At 62.7% G+C, this 23,804-nt stretch carries 19 protein-coding genes; 14 read left to right on the top strand and 5 right to left on the bottom strand.

Annotated elements, in window-relative coordinates:
• Positions 1-5 precede the first annotated feature (5 nt).
• The gene (locus tag GTP46_RS01095; RefSeq protein ID WP_161004800.1) at positions 6-1,271 is read left to right on the top strand and encodes an amidohydrolase; all 1,266 of its coding nucleotides are present in this window, start codon (positions 6-8) and stop codon (positions 1,269-1,271) included.
• Here GTP46_RS01095 and GTP46_RS01090 read toward each other — a convergent pair.
• From GTP46_RS01090 to GTP46_RS01080, 3 genes are all read right to left on the bottom strand, one after another.
• On the bottom strand, positions 1,219-2,625 hold the full coding sequence (locus GTP46_RS01090; protein WP_161004799.1) for a DUF3999 family protein: 1,407 nt from the start codon (positions 2,623-2,625) through the stop codon (positions 1,219-1,221). The two genes, GTP46_RS01095 and GTP46_RS01090, sit on opposite strands and share 53 nt — an antisense overlap.
• Positions 2,622-5,696 carry a DUF2339 domain-containing protein gene (locus tag GTP46_RS01085; protein WP_161004798.1) on the bottom strand — a complete coding sequence of 1,025 codons (3,075 nt, stop codon included), beginning with the start codon at positions 5,694-5,696 and terminating at the stop codon, positions 2,622-2,624. Before GTP46_RS01085 ends, GTP46_RS01090 begins: the two co-directional genes overlap by 4 nt.
• A gap of 75 nt (positions 5,697-5,771) precedes the next feature.
• Complete coding sequence (locus GTP46_RS01080) at positions 5,772-7,595, bottom strand: DUF885 domain-containing protein (RefSeq protein WP_161004797.1); 1,824 nt, start codon at positions 7,593-7,595, stop codon at positions 5,772-5,774.
• A 356-nt stretch (positions 7,596-7,951) separates the two neighbouring features.
• Between GTP46_RS01080 and ychF the strand changes: the two genes are divergently transcribed.
• The 4 genes from ychF to GTP46_RS01060 all read left to right on the top strand — a co-directional run bounded on the left by ychF (position 7,952) and on the right by GTP46_RS01060 (position 12,826).
• Positions 7,952-9,043 carry a redox-regulated ATPase YchF gene (ychF, locus tag GTP46_RS01075; protein ID WP_161004796.1) on the top strand — a complete coding sequence of 364 codons (1,092 nt, stop codon included), beginning with the start codon at positions 7,952-7,954 and terminating at the stop codon, positions 9,041-9,043.
• Positions 9,044-9,132: 89 nt separating this feature from the next.
• Positions 9,133-10,749, top strand: a complete 1,617-nt coding sequence (locus GTP46_RS01070; protein WP_161004795.1) for an NYN domain-containing protein — start codon at positions 9,133-9,135, stop codon at positions 10,747-10,749.
• A 2-nt stretch (positions 10,750-10,751) separates the two neighbouring features.
• A complete protein-coding gene (locus GTP46_RS01065; RefSeq protein WP_161004794.1) occupies positions 10,752-11,603 on the top strand; it encodes an MOSC domain-containing protein in 852 nt (283 codons plus the stop codon).
• 65 nt (positions 11,604-11,668) lie between these two features.
• Positions 11,669-12,826 (top strand): GGDEF domain-containing protein, encoded by a 1,158-nt coding sequence (locus GTP46_RS01060; protein WP_161004793.1) that lies wholly within the window; start codon positions 11,669-11,671, stop codon positions 12,824-12,826.
• Positions 12,827-12,833: 7 nt separating this feature from the next.
• Here the strand turns inward: GTP46_RS01060 and GTP46_RS01055 are convergent, their stop codons facing one another.
• Complete coding sequence (locus GTP46_RS01055) at positions 12,834-14,813, bottom strand: monovalent cation:proton antiporter family protein (RefSeq protein WP_161004996.1); 1,980 nt, start codon at positions 14,811-14,813, stop codon at positions 12,834-12,836.
• Between the two features lie 78 nt (positions 14,814-14,891).
• On the opposite strand from GTP46_RS01055, the gene GTP46_RS01050 reads away from it, so the two are divergent.
• The 9 genes from GTP46_RS01050 to GTP46_RS01010 all read left to right on the top strand — a co-directional run bounded on the left by GTP46_RS01050 (position 14,892) and on the right by GTP46_RS01010 (position 22,315).
• On the top strand, positions 14,892-15,881 hold the full coding sequence (locus tag GTP46_RS01050) for a KpsF/GutQ family sugar-phosphate isomerase (protein WP_161004792.1): 990 nt from the start codon (positions 14,892-14,894) through the stop codon (positions 15,879-15,881).
• Complete coding sequence (locus tag GTP46_RS01045; RefSeq protein ID WP_161004791.1) at positions 15,881-16,411, top strand: KdsC family phosphatase; 531 nt, start codon at positions 15,881-15,883, stop codon at positions 16,409-16,411. The genes GTP46_RS01050 and GTP46_RS01045 overlap by 1 nt, the downstream gene beginning before the upstream one ends.
• 12 nt (positions 16,412-16,423) lie before the next feature.
• Positions 16,424-17,017, top strand: a complete 594-nt coding sequence (gene lptC, locus GTP46_RS01040) for an LPS export ABC transporter periplasmic protein LptC (protein ID WP_161004790.1) — start codon at positions 16,424-16,426, stop codon at positions 17,015-17,017.
• Positions 17,018-17,027: 10 nt separating this feature from the next.
• Positions 17,028-17,609, top strand: coding sequence for a lipopolysaccharide transport periplasmic protein LptA (lptA, locus tag GTP46_RS01035; protein ID WP_161004789.1), 582 nt, complete (start codon positions 17,028-17,030; stop codon positions 17,607-17,609).
• Between the two features lies 1 nt (position 17,610).
• The gene (lptB, locus tag GTP46_RS01030) at positions 17,611-18,363 is read left to right on the top strand and encodes an LPS export ABC transporter ATP-binding protein (protein ID WP_161004788.1); all 753 of its coding nucleotides are present in this window, start codon (positions 17,611-17,613) and stop codon (positions 18,361-18,363) included.
• Positions 18,364-18,369: 6 nt separating this feature from the next.
• Positions 18,370-19,842: an RNA polymerase factor sigma-54 gene (locus tag GTP46_RS01025; RefSeq protein ID WP_161004787.1), complete on the top strand. Its 1,473-nt coding sequence runs from the start codon at positions 18,370-18,372 to the stop codon at positions 19,840-19,842.
• A gap of 76 nt (positions 19,843-19,918) precedes the next feature.
• The gene (gene hpf / locus GTP46_RS01020; protein ID WP_161004786.1) at positions 19,919-20,278 is read left to right on the top strand and encodes a ribosome hibernation-promoting factor, HPF/YfiA family; all 360 of its coding nucleotides are present in this window, start codon (positions 19,919-19,921) and stop codon (positions 20,276-20,278) included.
• 57 nt (positions 20,279-20,335) lie between these two features.
• Positions 20,336-21,241 (top strand): alginate lyase family protein, encoded by a 906-nt coding sequence (locus tag GTP46_RS01015; protein WP_161004785.1) that lies wholly within the window; start codon positions 20,336-20,338, stop codon positions 21,239-21,241.
• A gap of 9 nt (positions 21,242-21,250) precedes the next feature.
• Positions 21,251-22,315 (top strand): enoyl-CoA hydratase/isomerase family protein, encoded by a 1,065-nt coding sequence (locus tag GTP46_RS01010; protein ID WP_161004784.1) that lies wholly within the window; start codon positions 21,251-21,253, stop codon positions 22,313-22,315.
• 4 nt (positions 22,316-22,319) lie between these two features.
• On the opposite strand, the gene GTP46_RS01005 is transcribed toward GTP46_RS01010, so the two are convergent.
• On the bottom strand, positions 22,320-23,798 hold the full coding sequence (locus GTP46_RS01005; RefSeq protein ID WP_161004783.1) for a M48 family metalloprotease: 1,479 nt from the start codon (positions 23,796-23,798) through the stop codon (positions 22,320-22,322).
• Between the last annotated feature and the right edge of the window lie 6 nt (positions 23,799-23,804).

The following is a 23,804-nucleotide window of genomic DNA, read 5'->3' as shown; positions in this document are numbered from 1 at the left end:
CACCGATGAAACTCTTACCGATCGTAGCATTGCTGGCCGCCGGCGCGGTGCAAGCGCAGGACGCAGGCACCGTGGTCAACAGCATCTACCCGCAGCTGGACGCGATCTACAAGGACTTGCACGCGCATCCTGAAATCGCCTTCGAGGAAGTGCGCACCGCCGCCAAGCTGGCCGCTGAAATGCGCAAGATCGGTTTTGAGGTCACGGAAAAAGTCGGCAAGACCGGCATCGTCGCCATCTACAAAAACGGCCCCGGCCCGACCGTGCTGGTGCGCACCGAGATGGATGCGCTGCCGATGGAAGAAAAAACCGGCCTGCCATATGCCAGCAAAGTCGCGGCCGCCCACAGCTGCGGCCATGACGTCCACATGACGGCATGGCTGGGCGCAGCGCGCACGCTGGTGACGCTGAAGTCGCAGTGGAAGGGCACGCTGATGTTCATCGGCCAGCCAGCCGAAGAAACCGTGTCGGGCGCGAAGGCCATGCTGGCGGACGGCCTGTTCCAGCGCTTCGGCAAGCCGGACTACGCGTTCGCGCTGCACTCGTGGCCGCTGGCCTACGGCACCATCGGCTACAACAGCGGTGCGGTGTCGTCGAATTCCGATGCGATTGAAATTACCTTCAAGGGCCGTGGTGGCCACGGCTCGGCGCCGGACAAGGCGCTCGACCCGATCGCGATTGCTGCGCGCTTCGTGGTGGATGTGCAGACCGTCATCAGCCGCGAAAAAGATCCGAAGGAATTCGGCGTGGTGACCATCGGCGCCATCAATGGCGGCACGGTCGGCAACATCATCCCGGAGACGGTGAAAGTGCGCGGCACCATCCGCACCTACAACCCGGCCGTGCGCGAGAAAATTCTGGCTGGCGTACGCCGCATCGCCAACGCCTCCGCCGCCATGGCCGATGCGCCGGCGCCGGATGTGGAGCTGATCCCGGGCGGCATCGCCATCGACAACAACGACGCGCTGGTGACCCGTACCGAAGGCGTGCTGAAGCAAGCCTTCGGCGATGCCAACGTTTCGCGCATGCCGGCCATGACGGCCAGCGAAGACTTCTCGCAATTCGTGAACCAGGGCGTGCCGGGCATGTTCTTCTTCACCGGCGTGTACGACCCGAAAGTGGTGGCGGAAGCCGACAAGGGCGGCAAACCGGTCGCCTTCAACCACTCGCCGTACTACGCGCCAGTGCCGGAACCATCAATCAAAACCGCCGCCCAGGCTATGGCGCTGGCGGTGATGAACGTGATGAACGGACCAGCCGCCAAACCATAAAGCCCAGCGCCGCCACACCCAGCAGCAGCACGCCCCACAGCACCATCAGGCGTTGCTGCGAGGCGCTGAGGGCGGCCAGTTCGGCGGCGTGATCGCGCGTGCCGCTGCCGGCTTGTTCACGCGCCGGCCCCACGGTCGCATATTCCAGCTTTTGCAGCTCGGCTTCCGAGAAGCCCGGCGCTACTTGTTCGATGCTGCTGGCGGCTGGTGCGGCACGCTCTCGTCCCACGGCCAGCAGGTACGGTCCTTTGCCATTCCCCAGCAAGACCACCGTGCCCGGCTGCCACTCAAGATGCAGCTGCGGCTTGACGCTGGCCGGTTTGGCGGTGCGCAGCACCCATTGCGACGAATGCAGCGACGCTACATCCAGATCGCCGGAGCTGCGCACTTGCTCGCCTTGCGTGATGCGGTAAAAGGTTGAATTCAGCAGCGGATCGAAACGCCAACCGTCCTGTCCCACGTGGCGCGGCGGCACGTCGCGGTAGATGCCGATCTGGCCTGCCAGCACCACGTTGGCTTCGCTGAACTGCAAGCCTACTTTGTCCGGCGCGATGCCGACTGGGACGGTGTAGACCAGATCCTCGGGCTGCTTGCCTGCGCTGGGCGACAACAGCAGTTGTTCGCCGGCCGGCTTGCTGTCGGTGCGCACCGGCTGCTCGGCGATGATGGACGCGAACTGCAGCGGCGTACCGTTGCGCCAGCTCAGGCGCGCGTAGCGGAAGGCGCGTGGTGCAAAGTCCAGCCGGTCGTTGACCAGCGTTTGCGCATCGCGGTTCACCAGCCAGTTCAGTTCTGCCGCGCCGATGGTGTCCCAGCGTTTCATATCGCTGCTGACTTCCAGCCATACCTGTGCGTTGTAATCCTTCTGGTCCGGCGGCAGTGCGAAGCGCAGCGCGCCGATCAAAGGGCGCTCGGCGGCAGGCTTGCCGAGATCCATCACCAGCGCCGACAAGCGCTGCGGATGCGTCGGGTCCTCGCCTGCATCGGGCTTGACGCGGACCGACAGCAAACGGCCATCGGTGCTGGTATTGACGTCGAGGTCGAGCTGCGATGCCGGACCGCCCCGGCTCATCAGCGGGAATACTGCCAGCGGCAAGTCGCGGTGGCTGAATTGCGTTTCCTCCGGCGGCGAGCGCAAGGCGAACGGCAGTACCGCACCGGTGGCGTCGAACACGCGCACATCATCCAGCATGGCCGAGCGCGAGTGCAGGTAGATTTCTTTAGGCAGCCGTACTTGCAGCACGCCTTGTTTGGCGGCGCTGGTGAGCGGCAGCACGTGGGTGTAGTCTTGCGGCGTATCGCTGGTCGTGGCGAGTGTGGATACCGCCCAGGCGGCAATCAAAAGGTGTTTCATGCGTTCTCCGTTTGCGTAGGGAAGGGCGCGAGATAGCCGATGCCGACCATCAGCGCGCCAACGCCGAGGAAGGATACGATGCGCTCGACACCGCCCACATTCGACAGGTCAACCAGGAATAGTTTGGCAACCACCAGTGCCAGCAAGGCCGCGCCACCTATCCATATCGGCCGTTGCGTGCGGCGCGCGGCATGGCGCATCAGCAGCAGCGCGGTTACGCTCCACACCAGCGACAGCATGGCTTGCACGAACTGCGAGGCGAACAGGGCGTCGAAGGTGTAAGCCACGCCGAGGTAGTGCGACACGCTGCGCAGCAAGGCCAGGTTGAACCAGAAGTAGCCGAACAGCGCGATGAACAGCAGCGGCGGCACGCCCGGGCGCAAACGCTGCAAGGCGATGAGCAGCAGCAGGGCAAAGCAGGTGCTCAGGTCGAGCGGATTCAGGAAGGGGATGTAGGGCAGTGGCAGCATGGCGCCGTCTTGCGTCAGGTTCCACACCAGCACCAGCAGCACTGACCAGCCGCAGGCCAGCGGCAGCAGGCGGCGCTGATACCAGTCGGCCAGCGGCGCGACCGGCCAGCTGTTGCTGCGGCTGCGCTGCATCAGCCATGCGATCACGCCCATCATCAGCCATGACGGGATGAAGCGCGACCAGCTGGCACTGGTGCTCCAGTCGCTAGCATCGTCGGCGCCCAGCCAGTGCGTGATCCAGTAGGCGGCCACCGGCCAGATCATCAGCCATGGCCCGCCAGTGCGGACCGCGTGCAGCACCCGCAGCGCGCCGCCATTCAGCGGCCAGCCTTGTGCCGGCCATGCACGCAGCAGCCATTCGCCGCCCAGCCACAGCACGGCGTAGCCGATCCAGAGTGGTGCGCTTGGCAGGTGCCCGCTGCTTAAGTACAGCTCGGCCAGCAGCGGTAGCAACGCCAGCGTCAATGCGGCCCAGACCACAGCAGCGGCCCAGCGCAGGCCCGGCCAGTTCAAGCGTTGCGCCGCCGTTACGCTGGCGGCGGTGGTGGCTGCCAGCAGCAGCGCGTAGATGGCTTCTGCACGCTCGACATATTGCGACGTCAGCCACATGGCGAGGTCCGGCGCGGCGACGCCGAACCACCACAAAGCCGACCACGCGAGCGTGATCCGATAAGCGGAGTAGACGCTGCTGCCGCGCACTGGCTGTTGCTGCTTCAGTGTCCAGCTGCTGAACAATGCTGCGGCGAAGATCATCAGTGCGCCCAGCAGCGGACGTTCGAACAGCGTGGGCGTGCTGCCCAACCACTGGTCGATGATGATGGTCATCAGCTTGATGCCGGCCACCGCTTGCACCAGTATCGCCAGTCCGGTGGCCAGCGGCCATGCCAGTTTTCTAGCGATCACGGACAGCACGATGACGGCGATGATTGCACTCAGCACCAGCGGCGTGCCCTGGCTGCGCGGTTCCAGCCGCAGGATGATTTCGGTCCATGCGCCGGCCACCAGCCAGACCGCCGCACCGGCCAGGAATACGCTGGAGAGGACTTTGAGCCACTTGCTATCGTCCGACGCACGGAAGCGGGTCGCCATCAGGAAGGCGGTCAGGGCGAGCAGGAGGAAGCCCAGCCACAGGTTGGATTCCATGGCGCGCTCGGGCGACAAGCCGGCGGCGGTGCCGATGAAGGACATCCACGCGCCGGCTTGCACCAGCAGGCCGAACATCCAGGCCAGCTTTTGTTTTTGCTTCAGGCCGATCCAGACGATACCCGCGCCTTCCAGTGCCCACGCGGCGGAGGTCCAGCGGCCGTCGAGCGCGAATGGAATGGCCAGCGTGCCGAACACGATGCCGAGTGCGAGGAAGGCGTCCGACAGCAGCGCGTATTGCGGACGGCGCCGCAGCACGGTTGCCAGCGTGATGTAGAGCAGGCCGAGCGCCAGCGCCGAGTAGGCCGCGCCGAACGGCATGTCGCGCACCAGCGTGAATTGCAGACCGAAGCCCAGCATCGGCGTGCCGAAGATGAGTGTGCCGTCGACGTAGTTTTTCAGCTGGATCACTTGGCGGCGCGCGTAGGCCAGTGGGATCGAAACGTAGAAGCCGAAGAACAGCAGCAGGAACAGCTGCACCGACAGATAGTTTTCCAGCGCATAGCGCAGCACGCCCCAGGTGGTGCTGATGGCGAAGGTGAACACAAAGCCCAGCACGTTCAGCGGTCGCCACGAGCGCAGCAGGGCCAGCGCGAACACGCCGGCGTTGAGCAGGGCGTAGTAGGTGAACAGGCCGATGTGGCTGCCGTTGCCGGTCGAGGCGAGGATGGGCGCGGCAAAGCCGCCGACGATGCCGAAGATGGCCAGCCACATGGCGTCTTGCAGTACCGCCAGCAGGCAGGTGAAGACGGTTAGTACCAGCAGCAGGGCGAAGGCCAGCGAAGCGGGGATCACGTGGTAGAGGCGGAAGGCGCCGAAGGTGACCAGCATCAGCACGGCCAGCGCGGCGCCTTGCACGGGCAAGCTGATCGCAGGCCGCGTGAGGCGGATGCGCCAGCCCCAGGCGAGCAGGGCGAGGTCGGCCAGCACGATGCCGGTCAGGCGGAATTCGATCGGCACGGTGACGCGTGCGGCGGTGTACTTGAGCAGGAAGCTGACGCCGATGAACAGGATCAGCAAACCCAGTTTGGCCACCAGGTTGCCGCCGAACAGCCAGGCCTTGGCGCTGAGGGCCCACTGCGGTGTGCTCGTTGACTGGTGCGGCAGCTGCGGCTGCGGCGTTGCCGTCGGTGTCGCCGGCTTAGGCGGGGAGGCAGATGTTGGCGCTGGTGCGGGCACCGATCCAATCGGCTCGCTGGCTGGAGCACGTACCGGGCGCGTTGCGGTTGCGGGCGGCGCGTTCGGTACGTGGTAGCCGGTCAGTGTGGCAGGCGTCGGCGCTGGCTGCTGTCTGGCCGCCGGCGCTGTTGAGGCTGCACGTTCCTGGCCGCCCGCACGCAAGGTGTTGAGCTCGCGCTGAAGGTCGGCTGCGACGCGCAGCGCCTTGCGGGCATCGCTGCGTGCACGCCAGGCCACGCCCAGCGTGAACACGCCAAAAACAAACAAAAGGAATTCCATTCAACGGCTCCCTTGTGGCAATCCTGCAAGCTATCATATTTGCAACATTGCCACAATCGGGGCCGTCAGCGCAGCTTATTTCGCGCTGGCGATCCAGCTGTTGACGCGCTGTTCCAGAATCGGCATCGGCAGGGTGCCGTCGCCAATCACTACCTCGTGGAATTTCTGGTAGCTGAACTTGTCGCCCAGCGCCTGCTGCGCGCGGGCACGCAACTCCAGAATCTTCAGCGAGCCGATCTTGTAGCTGAGCGCCTGCGCCGGCAGCACCATGTAGCGCTCGATCTGATTGCGCGCGCGGGCCTCACTCCAGCCCAGCACATCCGACAGATAGCTGATTGCCTGCTCGCGCGTCCAGCCCTTGGCGTGCATGCCGGTGTCGACCACCAGCCGCGCGGCGCGCAGCATCTCGGCGTTCAGGTGGCCGTAGTAAGCCACCGGATCTTCATACAAGCCCATCTCCTTGCCCAGGGTTTCCGAGTACAGCGCCCAACCCTCGGTGTAGGCCGCACTGTTCGGATTCTCGGTGCTGAACTTGCGGAAGTCCGGCAAGTCGATTTCCTTCAACAGCGCCGCGTGCAGGTGGTGGCCGGGCACGCCTTCGTGCAGGAACAGGCTGACCATATCGACCCGGCTGTACTGCTTAGGATCGTTCACCACCGGCCAGAATACGCCCGGATGCGAACCGTCCGCGGCCGACGGCGTGTAGTGGTCGGAGGCCGTCGCACGCGTCAGCTCCGGCTCCAGATGCAATTCCAGCTTGGCCTTCGGCACCAGGCTGAAGTAGGTCGGCAGCTTGGCCTGCACTTGCGCGTAGATGGCGCGGTAGGCATCCAGCACCTGCTCGTCGGTGGTGAAGATGTTGTAGTTGCTCTGAGCGCTGACCCATTGCGGCAGCTGTTTCAACGGACCGTCGTAGCCGAGTTGCGGCGCCAGCAAGGCCATCTGCTGCTGGATGCGCGCCACTTCCTTCAGGCCCAGCGCGTGGACTTCTTCGGCTTGCAGCGGCAGGTTGGTGCTGTCCTTGATGTGGGCGGCGTACCATGCGGCGCCGTTCGGCAGCGCGCTCCAGCCGGTGCTGCTGCGGCCCGCAGGCAGGTATTCGTTTTCCAGGAAGCTGACCAGGCGGTTCAGCGCCGGCGCGACTTTGCTGTCCACCGTTTGCAGATAGGCGATGGTGAGTTTCTTTTTATCGGCATCGGAGAACGCGGCCGGGAAGCGCGTCACCGGCGAGTAGAACACGCTGGCTTGTGGCGAGGCCGCACGCAGGTTCTGGAACTGCGGCAGCATCGCTACCGTGATCGCCTTCGGCTGCACCACGCCCTTGCGCATGCCTTCGCGCATATTGGCGATGGCTTGGTCGATCCAGGCCGGCAGCTGGTTCAAACGGTTCAGGTAAGCCTGGTACTGCCTGACCGTTTCCAGCGGCTGCGAGCCGGTGCCGCCGGCGTAATTGGCCAGCGTGCTCGGTACGTTGTCCATCTGGTTCAACGGCAGCAGGTGGTCGGGGAAGGACTCCATCTGCATCGCGTTATTCAGCTCGTAGCTGAGCAGGTCGTAGGTCAGCTGGTCCTGCGCGCCGAGCTGGTCGCGGCGCACCGTGATCAGCTGCTTTTGCAGTCCACGATACAGCGTGAACTGCGCCGCGCGCACCTTCGGCGAAATGGCGAGGCCGATCTGGTCGTCGTAGCGGCTGTCGCCGTTGGCGGTGGCGAACAGCAGCGGATCGAACTTGCAGCGCGCGGTGTGGAAGGCCGCCGCCAGCTTCGCCAACTGCTTCTGCGCCTGGCCGGCCTTGGCCATCGCCGCCGCAACCGGCTTTGCCTGTACTGGCAAAGTATGAACACCCGCCAGCACCAGGCTGGCAATCAAAACAGAGGCACGCACGCGAGACATAGACATGGCTTTCCGAGGAGTTGTGATAGCTGACGAGTCTAGCACCAAACAAGTCACCATCTGCTTCAACAATTTTTATAGCGTTGTGCTCGCTTGAGGGTGTTTTCGCAACGGCCTATGATGAAATCGATAACGATGATTGTTTGGGGAGCTGAGCATGAATATCAATTTGGTGATTTCGAGGATGGAGGCCCGGTGTCGCGCATGCTCATACGGGCTCCTGTTTTTTGAAGTGTCAGCCCAAGAAAGGTACAATGGACCCCTTGAACGCTGTAAAACAGCAAGAATATCCAAAAACGCCCCGTATCGGGCCGTTTTCACCAGCCGCTTGCCGGCAATATTGATAATTTAAAAGGTTTTTCATGAGTCTCCAATGCGGCATCGTCGGCTTGCCTAACGTCGGCAAGTCCACCCTGTTCAACGCCCTGACCAAAGCCGGCATCCCGGCTGAAAATTATCCGTTCTGCACCATCGAGCCGAACGTCGGCGTGGTGGAAGTCCCTGATCCGCGCATGGCTGCGCTGTCGGACATCGTCAAGCCTGAGCGTCAGGTGAATGCCATCGTTGAATTCGTCGACATCGCCGGCCTGGTGGCGGGCGCCTCGCAGGGCGAGGGCCTGGGCAACCAGTTCCTGTCGCACATCCGCGAAACCGACGCCATCGTCAACGTGGTGCGCTGCTTTGAAGATGACAACGTGATCCACGTGGCCGGCAAAGTCAGCCCGCTGGACGATATCGAAGTGATCCAGACCGAGCTGGCGCTGGCCGACTTGAGCACCGTGGAAAAAGCCGTCCACCGTGAAAACAAGAAAGCCCGTTCGGGCGACAAGGATGCCATCAAGCTGGTAGCCCTGCTGGAACGCCTGGTGCCGCACCTGAACGAAGCCAAGCCAGTGCGCGCAATGGGTCTGGACGCGGCTGAAATGCTGCTGATCAAGCCACTGTGCCTGATCACCGCCAAGCCGGCCATGTACGTGGCCAACGTGTCGGATACCGGCTTCACCAACAACCCGCTGCTGGACCAGCTGACCGCCTACGCCGCGTCGCAAAACGCCCCGATCGTCGCCATCTGCGCCTCCATCGAAGCGGAAATCGCCGACCTGGACGACGCCGACAAGGTCGCCTTCCTGGCCGACATGGGCATGCAAGAGCCTGGCCTGGACCGTCTGATCCGCGCCGCCTACAAACTGCTGGGCCTGCAAACCTACTTCACCGCCGGCGTCAAAGAAGTGCGCGCCTGGACCATCCACATCGGCGACACCGCCCCGCAAGCGGCCGGCGTGATCCACACCGACTTCGAACGCGGCTTCATCCGCGCGCAAACCATCGCCTACGACGACTACATCCAGTACAAGGGTGAGGGCGGCGCCAAGGAAGCCGGCAAGATGCGCGCCGAAGGCAAGGAATACGTGGTAAAAGACGGCGACGTGCTGAACTTCCTGTTCAACGTCTAAGCGCCAACGGCCGCTCAGCAAGGTCTGGCCTCGACGGTCTGGTCGCATCATCGGCCGGGCCGTTACCCCTACACTAGAAAATACTCTTCATGGCTTCTTCCAACGAAAACGTCAGCATGGCGCTGTTCTGCGATTTTGAGAACGTGGCGCTCGGCGTGCGTGACGCGAACTACGAAAAATTCGATATCAAGCCGGTGCTGGAGCGCCTGCTGCTCAAAGGTAGCATCGTGGTCAAGAAGGCCTATTGCGACTGGGACCGCTACAAGTCGTTCAAGGCGCCGATGCATGAAGCGAACTTCGAGCTGATCGAAATCCCCCACGTGCGCCAGTCCGGCAAGAACTCGGCCGACATCCGCATGGTGGTCGATGCGCTGGACTTGTGCTACACCAAAGCCCACGTGGATACCTTCGTCATCATTTCCGGCGATTCCGACTTTTCGCCGCTGGTGTCCAAGCTGCGCGAGAACGCCAAGAAGGTAATCGGCGTGGGCGTCAAGCAGTCGACTTCCGACCTGCTGGTGGCCAACTGCGACGAATTCATTTTCTACGACGACCTGGTGCGCGAGAGCCGCCGTGCGCGCCGCGACGCCAGCCCGGACGCGAAGCCGCAAGTCAAGCGCACGCCGGAAGAGGAACGCGCCCGCCGCGACGAGATGGAGAAGCGCCGCTCGCAAGCGGTGGAGATCGCCGTCAACACCTTCGAGGCGCTGGTGCTGGAGCGTGGCGACAGCGGCAAGATCTGGGCGTCGGTGCTGAAGGAAGCGATCAAGCGCCGCAAGCCGGATTTCAGCGAGTCGTACTATGGCTTCCGCACTTTCGGCAACCTGATCGAAGAATGCAAGGCGCGCGGCCATCTGGAATTTGGCCGCGATGAAAAGTCCGGTGCCTATGTGTACCGTGGCACCGGCATGCCGTCGGCGCTTGCGCCGCAGGGCGAGCCTGTTGCTGCAGTTGACGGCGCGGTTGCGTCGGCAGACGGCGGCCAGCAGGAATCGCGCCGCAGCCGCAATCGTGGCCGCACCGCCGCCGAGCGCTTCGCCGAACGCCAGGCCCAGCGCCTCACGCAGCAACAGCGTGGTCCGCAAGGTGACGCCGCTGCCGATGCCGCCAATAGCGACGACGCCGCCGATTCCGCGCAGCCAGCCACTACCGAGTCGGCTCCGTCCGCCGCCCCGTGGTGGGATAGCGCGCCAGCAGCTGCTGAGACGGCGCCTGTTGCTAACGCCGACGTAGCGCCAGCCGCAGCATCGGCCGACGCCGCTTCCGCGCAGTCCAAGAAGAAAAACGGCGCCCGACCGCCAGCACGCAAGCTGAAGGAGCAGGCCAAAAAAGGCAAGGCGCCTGAAGCTGTAGCGCCGGAAGCCGCACCGGCTGCGAACGCATCCACCGAGCATGCTGCTGCGCCAACGGCCACCCCGGCTGCAGCTCCGGCTGCCGATGCAGCGCCTGGTGCTGATGCGGCGCCTGCGCCGAAGGCCCGTCCTGCTGGTAAATCGCGCTCCGGCAAGCCAAATGCTGGCAAGCCGAAGGCCGCCGTGCCTGCGAAAGCGGCTGCCGCCGAGGCAGCGCCGGTTGCCGATGTTGCGCCTGCCGCTGGCAAACCAGCCACCGACAAGCCGGCCAAGGCCAAGCCAGCCCGCAAGCCGGCCGCTGCCCGCACGCCGCGTCCGCCGAAAGCCAAAGCCGCCGCACCAACCGAGGAGTAACGATGCCCATTTTGTCCGCCATCACACTGTACCCGATCAAATCCTGCGCCGGCCTGTCGCTGGAGGAAGCCACGCTGACTCCGCTCGGCCTGATGACCGCACAGATTTACGATCGCGAATGGATGGTGGTGGACGAAAACGGCATCTGCCTGACCCAGCGCGAGCACCCACGCATGGCGCTGATCAAGCCCACTCTCAAAGGCACCACGCTGGAAGTGCAAGCGCCCGGCATGCTGCGCCTGGAAATCCCGCTCGGCCTGCCGGATCCGGCCACTGCGCCCACGCTGAACACTCAAGTCTGGGACGACGCCGTGCTAGCCTACGACTGCGACGCTCTGACCGCCGAATGGTTCACCAAGGCCATCGGCGTGCCGTGCCGCCTGGCGCGTTTCCACGCCAACGCTGAACGCCCGGTCAGCACCAAGTGGACCGATGGCGTGCAAGCCACCACCATGTTCTCGGATGGCTATCCGGTGCTGGTGGCCGGTACGGCCTCGCTGGACGACCTGAATCAAAAACTGCTGGCGGCCGGCCGTCAGGCCATCCCGATGAACCGCTTCCGTCCCAACCTCGTCATCGATGGCATCGAAGCGTTCGAGGAAGACTACGCCGAGACTTTCCAGATCGGCGACGCCGTGCTGAAGCCCGTCAAACCATGCCCGCGCTGCCCGATGCCGTCCATTGACCAGGCCACCGGCGAGTTCGGTCCCGATCCGCTGGACATCATGCAAAGCTACCGCGCCAAGCCGGAAGTGGAGGGCGCGCTGTGCTTCGGCATGAACAGCATCCTGATCTCCGGCGAAGACCAGCGTGTGCGGGTAGGCCAAGAAATTGAAGTTTCCTTGGCTTTTTGACACCGCCAAGCATTCCCAACCGCCGCAACTTAGCGTAAGGTGAGCGTACGCAAGAAAGGGCCATCATGACGCAGACCGCAACCGGAAAACTCCCGACGCAGACCGATCAACACGATCTGGCGGCCGAGAACCGGGCTTTGCGCGCGCGGATGGCTTACCTGCTGGAGCAGGCCGAACGCAACCACTCCATCATGACCCGCCACCAGGCGTTCGACCTGGAGATTGTCGGCGCCAGCAATTTTCCTGAACTGATCGGCACCATCTTCCGCGTGCTGCCGGTCATCTCCGAGCTCGATAGCGTGACCTTGACGCTGATCGACGAGGATGCCGACATCCGCACCGTGATGCTCAAGCTGGATGTGGTGTTTGAAGATTTCCCGGATTTGATTTTCGTTGAGACGCTGGACGAGCTGGGTTTTGACCTCGGCCGCCGCAACGCCTATTCACCGACGCCCAAGCCGCAGCTGGGAATGTTCGACCGCCAGCGTCACGCCGAACCGTTCCCGAACGCACCGGCTGGTTTGCAGAGCGTGGCGCTGGTGCCGCTGCTGCGTAACAAGCGCATCATTGGCAGCTTGAACCTGGGCAGCTGCGATCCGACGCGGTTTACGCCGAGCCTGGGCACGGACTTCATCGAGCACATGGCGTCCATCATTGCCATCTGCCTGGAGAACGTAATCTCCAATGAGATGCTGAAGTACATCGGCCTGACCGATTCGCTGACTGGCGTGTACAACCGCCGCTACATCGACCGCCGCTTGCTGGAAGAAATTGCGCGCGCGCGTCGCCAGCAGTATCCGATTTCCTTCATGTACATCGACATTGACCACTTCAAGCGCGTCAACGACACGGTAGGCCATGGTGGCGGCGACGAGGTGCTGCGCGAGGTGGCCGGACGCATCAAGAACGAGCTGCGCACCTCGGACGCGCTGGCACGCTTTGGTGGCGAAGAATTCGTGGTGCTGCTGATCGATGCGAATCTGGAGAGTGCCGCGTTTGTGGCCGAGCGTATCCGCGCCAGTGTAGCGGGCAGCATGATTGCCTTGTCGCTGGAATTGCAGCTGTCGGTGACGGTATCGATCGGCGTGGCTTGCCTTGAGGTAGGTACGGCGGAAGGCGAGCCGGATGCCATCGCCCGCGCCCTGATTGAGCGCGCCGATGACCTGCTGTACTACGCCAAGGAACACGGCCGCAATCGCGTAGTCAGCACCCGCGAAGATTAACGCGAGTTTAGCGTGTTAAGCGCTGCTCGGCGCGGTTGACGGCTTCGGCACCGCCACGCAGCACCACCACATCACCGGCCTGTAACATCGTCTCAGGCGTCACTTCCACACCGCTCTTGCCGCGCCGGATGCTGGCCACTTGCGCACCCGATGCCGCCAGGTCCAGCGATCCCAGCGAACGGCCCACGCACGGCGCGCTGCCGTTCAGCGTGACCGAATGCAGGCGTTCCATGTCCGCTTCCTCATCCACATCGCTCATGCCGTGGAAGTAGCCACGCAGCGAGGCGTAGCGTTCTTCACGCGCGGCCTGCACGCGATGCACCACGCGCCGCAGCGGCACGCCCAGCATCACCAGCGCGTGTGAGGCCAGCATCAGGCTGCCCTCCAGCAGTTCCGGCACCACTTCTGCTGCACCGGCTTGCTTGAGGCGGTCCAGATCCGTGTCGTCGTACGCGCGCACGATCACCGGCAGGGCCGGCGTCAGCTCGTGCACCAGGTGCAGCACGCGTAGCGCTGAGCGGGTGTCTGCATAGGTGATGACAATCGCGCTGGCGCGGTAGATACCAGCCGCGACCAGGCTTTCGCGCCGCCCCGCGTCGCCGTAGGACACTTGCGCGCCGGCGGTCTGCGCTTCCTGTACCCGCTCCGGATCGAGGTCCAACGCGTGGTAGTCGATTTTCTCTTCGCTCAGCAAGGTGGCCAGACTCTGGCCGCTGCGGCCGAAGCCGCATACGATCACGTGCTTGTTGGTGGACATGGTGCGGCTGGCGATCTTGGTCAGCTGCAGCGACTGCATCATCCACTCGTTGCTGGAGAACTTCATCACGATCTTGTCCGACTGCGCGATGATGAACGGCGCCAGCAGCATCGACAGCACCATCGACGCCAGCACCACTTGCACGATATTCGAATCCATCAGGTTCTGCCCGGACGCGAGGTTGAGCAGCACAAAGCCGAACTCGCCCGCCTGCGCCAGCGCCAGGCCGGTGCGCATCGACACGCCGTCCGATGCGCCAAACAATTTCGCCAGCCCAGCGATCAGGGCAAACTTCAACAGCACCGGCGCGCACAACAGCACCAGCACCAGCCACCAGTTGGCTGCCACCAGCTTCACATTCAGCAGCATGCCGATGGTGATGAAGAACAGCCCCAGCAGCACATCGCGGAAGGGTTTGATGTCTTCTTCCACCTGGTGCTTGTACTCGGTCTCGGAAATCAGCATGCCGGCCACAAAGGCGCCCAGGGCCAGCGACAGGCCGGCGCGCTCGGTAATCCACGCCGCGCCCAAGGTCACCAGCAGCAGGTTCAGCATGAACAGTTCCTGCGAGCGGCGCTTGACCACGATGGTGAACCAGCTGCGCATCATCTTCTGACCGAAGAACAGCAGCAGGGCCAGCACGATCACGGCTTTAAAACCGGCCCATGCCAGGGTCTCGACCAGCTTGTCCGGGCGCTCGCCCAGCGAAGGAATCAGGATCAGCAGCGGCACGACGGCGAGGTCCTGGAACAACAGGATGCCGATGATTTTGCGGCCATGCTCGCTTTCCAGCTCCAGCCGCTCAGTAAGCATTTTGACCACAATCGCGGTCGAGGACATGGCCAGCGCACCGCCCAGTGCGAACGAGGCTTGCCAGCTGATTTGCAGGGAAGGGGGCAGTTGGGTAGTGATGGCCCAGCCAAATATAATGGCTGCGATGATAGTGAGCACTACCTGCGCCAGCCCAAGCCCGAACACAATGGCGCGCATGGCCTTGAGTTTGGCGAGCGAGAATTCCAGCCCGATAGAGAACATCAGGAACACCACGCCGAACTCAGCGAGGCCGTGGGTGGTCTCGCTTTGCACAGCCAGTCCCATGGCGTGGGGGCCGATCAGGATGCCGACCGCAAGGTAGCCCAGCATGGGCGGCAGATGCATCATGCGGAAGGCGACCACGCCCAGCACGGCACTGCCCAGCAACAACAAGGTTAATTCGAGCGGGGAAAACATCATTTTGTTGTGACTGGCAAGTTTTTTGCTTTCTCAATTCGGCTATACTTGGGCATGAGTGTAACCCATGAAAAAACAATGCTGAAAGCTTTTGATGCAAAAACGGCACTGCGTCTTGCCCAAGACACGCTGCAAAACGAAGCAGATGCCATCAACGCCCTGAACGCGCGCCTCGCCAATGACGACAGCGTGGTGCAGGCCATCTCCCTGTTGCTGAACTGCTCGGGGCGCGTGGTCGTGTCCGGTATCGGCAAGTCCGGCCACATCGGCCGCAAGATCGCCGCCACGCTGGCCTCGACCGGCACCCCGGCGCTATTCGTGCACCCGGCCGAAGCCGCGCACGGCGACCTCGGCATGGTCACTGCCGATGATGCATTTATTGCCATCTCCTATTCGGGCGAGAGCTCGGAGCTGATGACCATTCTGCCGGTCGTGAAACGCATGGGCAGCAAGGTGATCGCGATGACCGGTAAGCCGGGCTCCAGCCTGGCCACCATCGCCGATGTCCACCTGAACGTGGCCGTGGCCAAAGAAGCTTGCCCGATGAACCTGGCGCCAACCACCTCGACCACTGTCACGCTGGCGCTGGGCGATGCCCTGGCCGTGGCGCTGCTGGACCTGCGCGGCTTCAAGGAAGAAGACTTCGCGCGCTCGCACCCGGGCGGCGCGCTGGGCCGCCGCCTGCTGACTCACGTGCGCGATGTGATGCGCAGCGGCGACGCAGTGCCGAGCGTGACTGCCGACGTCAAGCTGACCGATGCACTGCTGGAAATCACCCAGAAGGGCATGGGCATGACCGCCATCGTCGATGCCGACAACAAGCCGATCGGCGTGTTCACCGACGGCGACCTGCGCCGCATGATTGAAAAAGTGCAGGACTTCAGCAAGGTCATCATCGGCGATGTGATGCACGCCAACCCACGCAGCATCTCGCCGGAAAAAATGGCGGTCGATGCGGTGGCGGTGATGGAACAGTTCCGCATCAACCAGATGCTGGTGACCGATGCCGACGGCAAGCTGGTCGGCGCACTGCACATTCACGACCTGACCCGCGCCAAGGTGATTTAATGAGCGAGCTGACCTATGTTGAGCGCGCCGCGCGCGTCAAACTGATGATCTTCGACGTCGACGGCGTGCTGACCGATGGCAGCCTGCACTACGGCGCCGACGGCGAAGCGCTGAAGACCTTCAACGTGCAGGACGGCCTCGGCATCAAGCTGATCCAGGAAGCCGGCATTGACACCGCCATCATCAGCGCGCGCAAGTCGCCGCAGGTGATCAAGCGCGTGGCTGATCTTGGCATCAACCACCTGCACCAGGGCGGTCATGACAAGCTGACCCCGTTCAACGCGCTGCTGGAAAAGACCGGCCTCACGGCGGAACAAGTCGGCTTCATCGGCGACGATGTGGTGGACTTGCCTATCCTGTCGCGCGTCGGTTTCGCCGTCGCCGTGCCGAACGGCCGCCAGGAAGTGCTGGAGCGCGCGCACCACGTCACCGTGGCCCATGGCGGCCGTGGCGCAGTGCGCGAGGTGTGCGAGCTGGTGCTGCACGCCCAAGGTCTGTACGAGCGCGTAATGGCGCAATTCCTGGTTTGATAGGCATCAATCATGCGTAAAAGAACAGCACACCGCTGGCAGCTGACCCTGATAATGATGGTCGGGATCTTCGTGGCCGTCGGCAGCTTCTGGCTGGTGCAGGTGGTGAACCAGGCCGGGCAGGACGCCGAGGCGGACAAGTTCCGCGACGAGCCGGACTACATCATCGACCGCTTCAGTACGGTACGCATGAACCAGAAGGGCCAGCCGGCCTACATCATTTCCGGCGACAAGCTGACCCATCGTCCGGTAGATGATTCTTCGGTGATCGACAAGCCGGCGGTGCACAGCCTGGCAGGCGACCAGCCGCCGATGAATATCCACGCGCAGACCGCCTATGTCGACCAGGGCAATACGCGTGTCAAACTCAGTGGTAATGTGGACGTGCTGCGGCCCGCCACCAAGCAATCGCAGGAGCTGCGCCTGAAGACCAGTACGCTGACCGTGTACCCGGATGAAGAACGCATGGAAACCGACGCCCCGGTCGAGATGAAGGCCGGCAATGCGACCGGCACCGGCACCGGCATGAAGGCCAACAACGCCACCCGCCAGGTTGAACTGGGGGGACGCGGAACGATGACGCTGCCGCCGCGCGCGGCAAAATGAAGGAACCTAGATGAAATTGCATAAACTGTTTATATCGGCAGCCCTGCTGCTGGCCGCCTGCGCAGCACAAGCCGAGAAGGCTGACTCCAACAAGCCAACCCAGATCGCGTTTGACCAGCTGGATGCTGATGACGTCAAGCAGGTCAAGACCTTCACCGGCAATGTGGTGCTGACCCGCGGCACGCTGCTGATGAAATCGCCAAAAGCGGTGGTGACGGAAGATCCGGAAGGCTACCAGTACGTGGTGCTGCATGGCGCGCCCGGCACGCAAGCGACCTTCCGCCAGAAGCTGGACGGCGCCGGTGAGCAGTGGATGGAAGGCCAGGCCGACCGCATCGAATACGACAACAAGACTGAGCTGGTGAAACTGTTCGCCAAGGCGCAGGTCCGCCGCCTGGAAGGTCCGAAGACCGCCAGCCAGGTTGATGGCGAATTCATTTCCTACGACAGCCGCAAGGAAGTCTACGCCGTGAAGAACACCTCGACCGGCGAGAGCAAGCCGGGCGCAGGCCGCAGCACGATGATGATCCAGCCGTCGAGCAAGCTGGCGGTGCCGCCAGCACCAGCCACGCAGCCAGCGCCGGGGAAATAAGATGGAAGCATCCTGCGGTAGCACCCTGATCGTCAAAGGCCTGCAAAAAACCTACGGCAAGCGCCAGGTGGTGCATGACGTGTCGCTGCAAGTTGAATGCGGCGAAGTGGTGGGTTTGCTGGGCCCGAACGGCGCCGGCAAGACCACCTCGTTCTACATGATCGTCGGCCTGGTGCCGTCGGATGCGGGCAGCATCGATATCAGCGGCACCGATATCTCCTCGCTGCCGATCCACCGCCGCGCTTCGCTGGGCTTGTCTTACCTGCCGCAGGAAGCATCGGTGTTCCGCAAGCTGACTGTGGAAGAAAATATACGCGCCGTCCTCGAAATCCAGAAAGTGGACGGCAAGCCTTTATCCAAGGCGGAAATTGATGAACGGCTGAATACCCTGCTGGCCGATTTGCAAATCGAAAAGCTGCGCGAGAACCAGGCGCTGTCGCTCTCCGGCGGCGAACGCCGCCGCGTGGAGATCGCACGCGCACTGGCGACCAACCCGCGCTTCGTACTGCTCGATGAACCATTCGCCGGGGTCGACCCGATTGCCGTGATTGAGATCCAGCGCATTGTGCGCTTCCTCAAGGAACGCGGCATCGGCGTCCTCATTACCGATCACAATGTGCGCGAGACGCTGGGCATCTGCGACCGCGCATATATCATCAACCAGGGGACGGTGCTCGCTTCGGGCCGTCCAGACGACATCATCGCCAACGAGTCGGTGCGTCGCGTCTATCTGGGTGAACACTTCCGCATGTAATCCCTAATGAAACAGTCTCTGCAACTGCGCACGTCGCAGCATCTGGCGTTGACGCCACAACTGCAACAGTCGATCCGGCTGCTGCAGTTGTCGACGCTGGAGCTGCATCAAGAATTAGAACAGCTGCTGACCGATAACCCGCTGCTGGAACGCCTGGATGATCCGCTCGATCATTCGCTGCGCCTGTTGGCCGATGGCGCCATCAGCCAGCAAGCACCGGCTGCTGAAGCGCCGCAAGAAGGCCCGCAAGGCGAGGCGCCCGCTGCCGAAGCCGACAACTACGAAGCGCCTGGCGCCGACACTGAAAGCACCACGCCCGACGCCGATATGGACTGGAGCGATTCAGGCCGCAGCAAGAACAATGACGACGAGGAATCGCGTCCGCAACTGGAAGCCCATCACTGCACGCTGCGCGAGCACCTGATGGAGCAGATGCGTGTGACGGTGCTGGAAACGCGCGACCGCGCGCTGGTGGAACTGATCGTCGATGCGCTCGATGAGAACGGCTACCTTGAGGAAGCGCTGGAAGAAATCCACGCGCGCTTGCCGGAAGAACTGGAAGTGGAAATCGAAGAACTGCAGACGGCGCTTAGCCTGCTGCAAAGCTTCGACCCGATGGGCGTGGGCGCGCGCAATGCGTCCGAGTGCCTGGCAATCCAGATCCGCCGCCTGCCCGGCGTGCCGATGGTGACGCGCCGCATGGCGCTGATCATCGTTGAACATCACCTGACGTGGTTTGCGCAGCGCGATTTCAACAAGCTCAAGAAAACCCTGCTGTGCGATGACGAAGATTTGCGGGAAGCGCAGGCCGTCATCCGCCAGTGCAATCCGCATCCGGGCGCCGCGTTTGCATCCGACGTATCGGACTATGTGGTGCCAGATGTGATCGTGAAAAAATCGCGCAACGGCTGGCAGGTGAGTTTGAACAACGACGTCATGCCGCGCCTGCGGGTGAACGCCATGTACGCCAACCTGCTCAAGCAGGGCAAGGGTGAAAGCGCGATGGGCGCACAGCTGCAGGAAGCCAAGTGGCTGATCAAGAATATGCGCCAGCGCTTCGACACCATCCTGCGTGTGGCACAGGCGATAGTAGAAAGACAAAAGAACTTTTTCTCGCACGGTGCGGTTGCGATGCGCCCCCTTGTGCTTCGCGAAATTGCTGATACACTGGGACTACACGAGAGCACTATTTCTCGGGTAACAACTCAAAAATATATGCTGACCCCGCACGGCATGTTTGAGCTGAAATATTTCTTTGGTAGCCATGTCGCCACCGAAGCTGGCGGGGAAGCAAGTTCGACGGCGATACGTGCATTGATCGTGCAACTGACAGGAGCAGAAGACCCGAAAAATCCTTTATCCGACAGTAAGATTGCGGACATGCTGGGAGAACAAGGCATGGTGATTGCGCGGCGCACTGTTGCCAAATATCGCGAGGCCTTAAAAATCCCACCAGTCAGTCTCCGCAAGTCTTTGTAGTTTGTTGGTTCCTGCGCGCCCGGCAGCAAAGGGCACCGCACTAACCGGTAGAAGCGACATATCTTTAGGAGTGTGTATGAATCTGACCATCAGTGGACATCATCTCGAAGTGACCGCAGCGATTCGCGAGTACGTGCAGAATAAGCTCGAACGTGTCACCCGCCACTTTGATCAAGTGATTGATATTGCTGTCATCCTGACCGTAGATAACCTTAAAGAGAAAGATAAACGTCAGAAGGCTGAAATCAACCTGCGTATGTCCGGCAAAACCGTATACGTGGAAAGCCTGTCGCAAGACCTGTACGCCGCCATCGATACCTTGATCGACAAGCTGGATCGTCAGGTGATGAAATACAAAGGTAAAGTCCAATCTTACGGGCACGATGCGATCAAGCATATCCCGGATAGCTACGAACCCGCTGCCGCCTCCCTATAACAACGGACCCGGCACATCAAAACAAGGGCGCACGAGGGCGCCCTTTTTGAGGAAGATATGGTTAAACGTTTAACTTGTGTTTTGCTGGCGCTGGCCAGCGGCGTGGCCTACGCCTGCGAAGCGCCGCCGCCGGCCCGCAGCGATATTGATGCCAACAGCTATTACTCGGACAAGCATCATTCGGTGATTGATCCGGTGCTGCGGGCGAAGAACATTGCCAACACCAAGCCGATCGAGGATTTCCTGTCGCAGGTGGCGCGTGACGCCAACGGGCAAGACGCTGCTTGCGCGCTGACGTGGTTATCCAGCTGGGCCGAGCAGAAAGCCATGCTGGGCAAGATGTCGAGCGAGCAGGCCTATTACGTGCGCAAGTGGACGCTGGGCGGCATGGCCTTGAGCTACGCACGCGTGCAGCAGCAGGCCACGCCGGTGCAGCGCTTGCTGATCGAAGGCTGGTTCAAGGCGCTGGCCGACGCCACCATTGCGCACTCGGATGCCAAGCAGGGCGGGCGCAACAACCACTACTACTGGGAAGGCTTGGCCGTCACCGCAGTGGGCGGCGTGACCGCAGATAAGCGTTATCTGGACTGGGGCCGCAAGGTGCTGCAGCATGCGCTGGGCCAGATGGACGACGACGGCTCGCTGCCGGCCGAGATGGAACGTGCTGGCAAGGCGCTGCACTACCAAGTGTTTGCGGCCACGCCGCTGGTGCTGATGGCCTCCATCCTCGATGTGCATGATGCGCGACTGGACAAGCTGGTGGCATTCACGGTGGCCGGTTCTGCCGATCCCTCCGGCATCGCCAGGCGCACGGGTGTTGAGCAGGAGCCGGTCGGCAGCCGCGAGGTGACGGTGTTCTACAACCGTCACGAAGGCAAGCCACCGGTGGCAGGCAAGCCGATGTGGCAGCCGCGCCTGGGTGGTGCTCTGGAAGTGCCAAATCCGCTCGAGCATCTGAAGTAGAATGGGTGGATGAGCGAATACATCCACATCAGTGTAAGCAACGGCACCGGCTTGATCGTACTGGACCGGCCCAAGGCCTTGAACTCCCTGTCTCTCGACATGGTGCGCGCGATGACGCAAGCGCTGCTGGCATGGCGTGATGATCCGGCGGTTGCCGCCGTGGTCATTCGCAGCAGCAGTGAGAAAGCGTTTTGCGCCGGCGGCGACATCCGCTTCTTTTACGACGCGGGCCGCACCACGCCGCAAAACGGCAGTGCGCTGGTGGAGGATTTCTTCACTGAGGAATATTCGCTAAATCATTTCGTTCATTTCTATCCCAAGCCTTATATCGCGCTGATGGACGGCGTGGTGATGGGCGGCGGCATGGGCGTGGCGCAGGGCGGCATACGTATCGTTACCGACAAGACCAAGATGGCCATGCCGGAAGTGAACATCGGCCTGTTCCCGGATGTAGGCGGCAGCTATTTCCTGTCGCGTGCGCCGGGTGCGTTGGGCTACTATCTCGGCGTGACCGGCGTCACCATCAATGCGGCCGATGCGCTGTACGCCGGCTTGGCTGACCACTACGCACCGCTGTCCGATCGCACCGCACTGGACGCGCTGCTGGCAACGCCGGGTGCCGGCCTCGCTGCAGCGCTCACAGCCTACGCCGCCAACCACCACGCCGGCGACAGCACGTTGGCCGCCAACCGCGCCGCCATCGACCACCACTTCAGCGCCGGTTCCGTTCCCGCCATCGTCGCCTCGTTGAAAGCGGACAGCAGCGAGTTCGCCGTCAAAACACTTGAAGTCATAGCCACCCGCTCGCCGCTGATGATGTGCGTCACCCACGAACTGATCAAACGCGGCGCCGCACTGGACGTGGCCGGCTGCCTGCGCATGGAGCGCGCGCTGGTCCGTCGCAACTTCGAAAACGGCGAAGTCATCGAAGGTGTGCGCGCGCTGGTGATCGACAAGGACAACCAGCCGCAATGGCAGCCCGCTGTCTTAGCCGACGTCAGCGATGCAATGGTGGACGCCATGTTCCAGCCAGTCTGGCCGGACTACGCCCATCCACTGCGCCACCTGGACTGAAACATCACTGCTTGAGTTTGAGCTTATCCTTGATTTTCTGCTCAAGATTATTTTGCTGCTGTTGTTGTCGGGCGAGCATCTGCGCCGCTTCCTGCTGGCGCTGGGCATCGGTCTTGCCGCGGTCTGCGCAGGCAGCGCGGAAGCGGGCGTCCGTGGCGCATTTCGCCAGCAGCGCTAGTTGCGAGAGATTGTCGCCATTGCGGAAGTAGAAGCCCACCATGTCCGGCCAGGTGCGCGGCGCCTCGCCGAAATAGGCATATTGCTCCTGCAGGAATTCTTTGGCGAAGCTGGCCTGGTCCGGCTTGATCAGTGCAGCGGCCTGATACTGCACCGACCACGCGCGCTCCGGCCAGGTGCGGTTGCGCAGCAGGACCACACGCTGCTCGTCCATGCCAGCGCCAGTCTGGCGCATGGCGGTTTGCAGCATCGTCACCATCGTGGCGTCGCCTGTGGTGGCGCCCGACGCTGCTTTGCCCGCCAGCTTGAGGGCATCGGCATGGCGGCCTGCCGTATGTAGTTTTTCAATATCCGCCAGCATGCCGTAGTGGGCCAGCACTTCCGCCGTCTCTTTATCCTTGAGCACGGCCTGCCAAGGCGCCTTGCGGGCCGCAGGGCGCGGGCGCGGCATCAGGGGCAGCATTTTGGCTGTCAACACTTCTTCCCGCTCGCGTGCGGAGGCGTGGGTTTTGCGCTTGCCGTCCGGCGTTGTTGCGGCAGCCGGCGCTGATGCGGGCGCGCCGGTGGCAAACGGCTGGCTGTCCAGCTGGCGCTGCTCCACTGCTACCAGGCGCTCGAGGAAGGTCTTGAAGCCGACCGGATACGAATAGCGCTCGCGTAAGGTTAGCGTGGCGGCAAACATGTCTGCCTGTTCTTCCACTTCGCGCTGCCAGACCGGGATCAGCGATTCGTGCACCACGCCGTCCACCAGCGAGACGCTGTCGAAAGCACTCCAGCTGGCGTTGGCGCCCGGTAGTTTTTTGCCGAAGATGCCGATCAGCGCCGCCTTCACGCCGAACGCGGCGTTGGCCGCCACCTGGTGCGCTTCATAGGCAGCTTGGTGGTTCAGGTAGACGTGGGCGAATTCATGCGCCATGACGCCGTAGATTTCATCCTCCGACTCGGCCGAGCGGATCAGCCCCATGTGCAGGTAGATGTTGCCAGAGGCCGAAGCATGGGCGTTCAGCGTGGTGTCGGATGAGATGTACACCGAACCGGGCCAGTCGGGCACGCCGGCGGCGGTTTTGATATTCGCATACAGCTGGTTGAGATATTTGACCAGGGCCGGCGCCGACACCAGGCCGTAGCCGGCGGTGCGGTTGTCATTCAGGTCGGCTTGCAGATCGGCCCACTGGTGCGGCGGCGCCGGCGGTAGTTCGCCGATCGTGTTCACTGCGGGGATGGGTGGATCGTCCTGGCCCGCTGCATGCGCCATGCCTGCCGTTGCCAGCAGCGCCGCCATCAGGAAGGAGAGTGGCCGTTGCACGCGCGG

The organism is Duganella flavida, from assembly GCF_009857445.1.
Classification (GTDB): Bacteria; Pseudomonadota; Gammaproteobacteria; order Burkholderiales; family Burkholderiaceae_D; genus Rugamonas; species Rugamonas flavida.
Note: the sequence above shows the minus strand (reverse complement) of the source record. Positions and strands in the feature narration are given on the sequence as shown.

Excerpts from the sequence above, each read along its gene's own strand:
- lptA (WP_161004789.1), top strand. The coding sequence starts at position 17,028 with ATGAAATTGCATAAACTGTTTATATCGGCAGCCCTGCTGCTGGCCGCC.
- GTP46_RS01080 (WP_161004797.1), bottom strand. The coding sequence starts at position 7,595 with ATGTCTATGTCTCGCGTGCGTGCCTCTGTTTTGATTGCCAGCCTGGTG.
- hpf (WP_161004786.1), top strand. The coding sequence starts at position 19,919 with ATGAATCTGACCATCAGTGGACATCATCTCGAAGTGACCGCAGCGATT.
- GTP46_RS01060 (WP_161004793.1), top strand. The coding sequence starts at position 11,669 with ATGACGCAGACCGCAACCGGAAAACTCCCGACGCAGACCGATCAACAC.
- GTP46_RS01090 (WP_161004799.1), bottom strand. The coding sequence starts at position 2,625 with ATGAAACACCTTTTGATTGCCGCCTGGGCGGTATCCACACTCGCCACG.
- lptC (WP_161004790.1), top strand. The coding sequence starts at position 16,424 with ATGCGTAAAAGAACAGCACACCGCTGGCAGCTGACCCTGATAATGATG.
- GTP46_RS01045 (WP_161004791.1), top strand. The coding sequence starts at position 15,881 with ATGAGCGAGCTGACCTATGTTGAGCGCGCCGCGCGCGTCAAACTGATG.
- ychF (WP_161004796.1), top strand. The coding sequence starts at position 7,952 with ATGAGTCTCCAATGCGGCATCGTCGGCTTGCCTAACGTCGGCAAGTCC.
- GTP46_RS01070 (WP_161004795.1), top strand. The coding sequence starts at position 9,133 with ATGGCTTCTTCCAACGAAAACGTCAGCATGGCGCTGTTCTGCGATTTT.
- GTP46_RS01025 (WP_161004787.1), top strand. The coding sequence starts at position 18,370 with ATGAAACAGTCTCTGCAACTGCGCACGTCGCAGCATCTGGCGTTGACG.
- GTP46_RS01055 (WP_161004996.1), bottom strand. The coding sequence starts at position 14,813 with ATGTTTTCCCCGCTCGAATTAACCTTGTTGTTGCTGGGCAGTGCCGTG.
- GTP46_RS01015 (WP_161004785.1), top strand. The coding sequence starts at position 20,336 with ATGGTTAAACGTTTAACTTGTGTTTTGCTGGCGCTGGCCAGCGGCGTG.
- lptB (WP_161004788.1), top strand. The coding sequence starts at position 17,611 with ATGGAAGCATCCTGCGGTAGCACCCTGATCGTCAAAGGCCTGCAAAAA.
- GTP46_RS01095 (WP_161004800.1), top strand. The coding sequence starts at position 6 with ATGAAACTCTTACCGATCGTAGCATTGCTGGCCGCCGGCGCGGTGCAA.
- GTP46_RS01065 (WP_161004794.1), top strand. The coding sequence starts at position 10,752 with ATGCCCATTTTGTCCGCCATCACACTGTACCCGATCAAATCCTGCGCC.
- GTP46_RS01085 (WP_161004798.1), bottom strand. The coding sequence starts at position 5,696 with ATGGAATTCCTTTTGTTTGTTTTTGGCGTGTTCACGCTGGGCGTGGCC.
- GTP46_RS01050 (WP_161004792.1), top strand. The coding sequence starts at position 14,892 with ATGCTGAAAGCTTTTGATGCAAAAACGGCACTGCGTCTTGCCCAAGAC.
- GTP46_RS01010 (WP_161004784.1), top strand. The coding sequence starts at position 21,251 with ATGAGCGAATACATCCACATCAGTGTAAGCAACGGCACCGGCTTGATC.